2 protein-coding genes are annotated in these 2,539 nt (G+C 73.5%); both read left to right on the forward strand.

Going from position 1 to position 2,539, the window contains the following annotated elements; genetic code table 11:
- On the forward strand, positions 1 to 1,931 hold a 1,931-nt coding region (locus IY392_RS16490; RefSeq protein ID WP_194861809.1), incomplete at its 5' end, for a serine hydrolase.
- Positions 1,932 to 1,957: 26 nt separating this feature from the next.
- Positions 1,958 to 2,539 (forward strand): hypothetical protein (locus IY392_RS16495; RefSeq protein WP_228549540.1); only part of this gene is annotated, 582 nt, incomplete at its 3' end.

Here is a 2,539-nt window from a genome sequence, read left to right on the forward strand (position 1 = left end):
CTCCCGTCCCGCGCTCCGCCCCGCCGGTCGTCACCGCCGATCTGACCCGGGCAGACGTGGACGCGTGGCTCGAGCGGACGATCCCGTCGGCGCTCGAGTCCGGGCGGATCGCCGGGGCGTCGGTCGCGGTGGTCCACGACGGCGAGCTCCTCACCGCACGCGGCTTCGGCGAGGCTGACGTGTCCGCCGGCACCGCCGTCGACCCGGGAAGGACCCTGTTCCGGGTGGGCTCGGTCTCGAAGACGGTGACGGCGACCGCCGTGATGCAGCTCGTCGACCGCGGCGAGGTCGACCTGGACACCGACGTCGAGCTCTATACCGGCCTGGACCTCCCCCACGACCACCCGGTGACGCTGCGCCAGCTGCTCTCGCACACCCCCGGATACGAGGAGCGCGCCGCGGGGCTCTTCCTCCCTCCGGGTCAGGCCGTGGACCTGCGCCGGTCCCTCACGGAGGATCCGCCCGCCCAGGTGTACGAACCGGGAACCACACCCTCGTACTCCAACTACGGCATGGCGCTCGCCGGGTACGTCGTGGAGGCGGTGAGCGGCGTGCCGTTCGAGGACTACGTCGCGCAGAACATCCTCATCCCGCTCGGGATGACGTCCTCGTCCTTCGACCAACCTCTGCCCGACCGCATGGCGGCAGACGTCGCCCGGGGATACCCGACCTCGGACGAGGCGGCGATCGACTTCGAGGTGGTCGGGGTGCCGCCCGCGGGCTCGATGAGCGCCACGGCGACGGACATGGCGAGGTTCATGCTCGCCCATCTCGGCCACCCCGCCGGCACCGCAGGCACCGGCGCAGGCACGGGCACCGACACCGGCGCGAGCGCGCACGCGGACACAGCGATCCTCAGCGACGAGGCCCTACGGCTCATGCGGGAGCCCGCCCTCGACGCCGCCTCCCTCGGAACCCTGGCCTCCGGCCCGAGGATGGGGCTGGGGTGGTTCGACGAGTCCCGCAACGGGCGGGACGTCGTCGGGCACGGCGGCGACACCCTCGCGTTCCACTCCCACCTGCAACTGTGGCCCGACGACGACACGGGCGTCTTCCTCTCCGTCAACAGCACGGGCGCCGACGCCGCCGCTCTGCTCCTGCGCGAGGACCTGCTCGACGAGTTCGCCGACCGGTACTTCCCCGCCGACGGCGCGGCGCCCGTCGCCGTCGATCCCGCGACCCGGGCGGACCACGCCCGCGCCCTCGCCGGCACGTACGAGAGCACTCGCGGATTCCACACCACGTTCCTCACACTTCTCGGCCCCCTCCAACCGATCCGCGCGGAGGTCGTCGACGGCGACCGGGTGCGCTTCTCCCCCGGCGTGGGGATCCGGTCCACCGTCTACGAGGAGGTCGAGCCGTGGGTGTACCGGGAGGTCGACGGCCACCGGGTCCTCGCGGTGCGGACGGACGACGACGGCGGGGTGCGGCTCATCGGCCACGACTCGGCGATGTCTCTCATGCCGGTCAGCCCGGCCCGCGCCGTGGCGCTACCGGGACTCGTCGGCGGTGGAGTGGTGTCACTTCTCACCGTCCTGGTGTGGCCGGTGGCGGCCGTGGTCCGGCGGGTACGCGCCCGGCGGGACGTTCGTCCCGCTGACGGCGCGCCCGTGGGTCCCGCCCGGGTCCCACGCCTCGTGACCCGCCTCGCGGCCCTGGCCGCGGTGCTGGGATCGGCCACCTGGGCCCACGTCATCGTCGCCGCTCTGGGTATGGAACCGGTGCCGACCGCGGTGATCCGGACCGCGCAGACGCTCACCGCCCTCGGAGTACTGGGGCTGCCCTTCTCGGTGTGGTGGGCGGTCGCCGTGTTCCGCGTCCGCTCCGGCCGACTCCGTCCGGCCGCCTCGGCCGTGGTCGTGCTGGGGTTCGCGGCGTTCACCTTCGGTGCGGTCGAGTTGCTGCTCCTGTCCCCTGACATCAGCTACTGACGGCCCGGTAGGACAAGATGTCCGTCATGCGCACCGACCAGCTCACGGCCCCCGGGGCCTGGTGGGACGCGCGCCTGACCAGGCTTGGACTCCGGGGGCCGGCGGCCCGTGACGCCCTGCTCGGGGTGGCGATCGCGGTGGTCATGGCCGTGCTGGTCCTCACGGCCATGCGGTACGCGCCGGCCGACCTCGCCCCGGCCGAGGGGACGGTGACGTGGTTCGTCGCGATCGTCGTGGTCCAGTCCCTGGCGCTCGCCCTGCGGCGGGTGCGGGTGGGGTGGTGCGCGGTACTCGTGATCGCCACCCAGGTCGGACTGGTGGCGCTCGACCCCGAGGTCTCGGTTCGGGGCATCGCGGGGGTCGTCGTGGCGGTGACCCTCGGGACGATGTTCCCCGCCGGGCGGGCCCTATGGATGGCCGCCGCCGCGACCGTGGCGGAGTCGGTGGCGGTCGTGGCGGTCGCCCTCGCCCGGGGTGCGGGACCCGGCGTCACGGTCGAGCACGTGCTCTCCACGGTGGTGGTGTGGATCCCCTCGGTGCTGCTCGGGGTGTACCTCGCGACGAGACGGGACCACCTGCGGCTCGTACAGGAGCGGGCCGACCTCACC

Origin of the sequence: Dietzia sp. SYD-A1 (genome assembly GCF_015356725.1) — a bacterium.
GTDB lineage: Bacteria > Actinomycetota > Actinomycetes > Mycobacteriales > Mycobacteriaceae > Dietzia.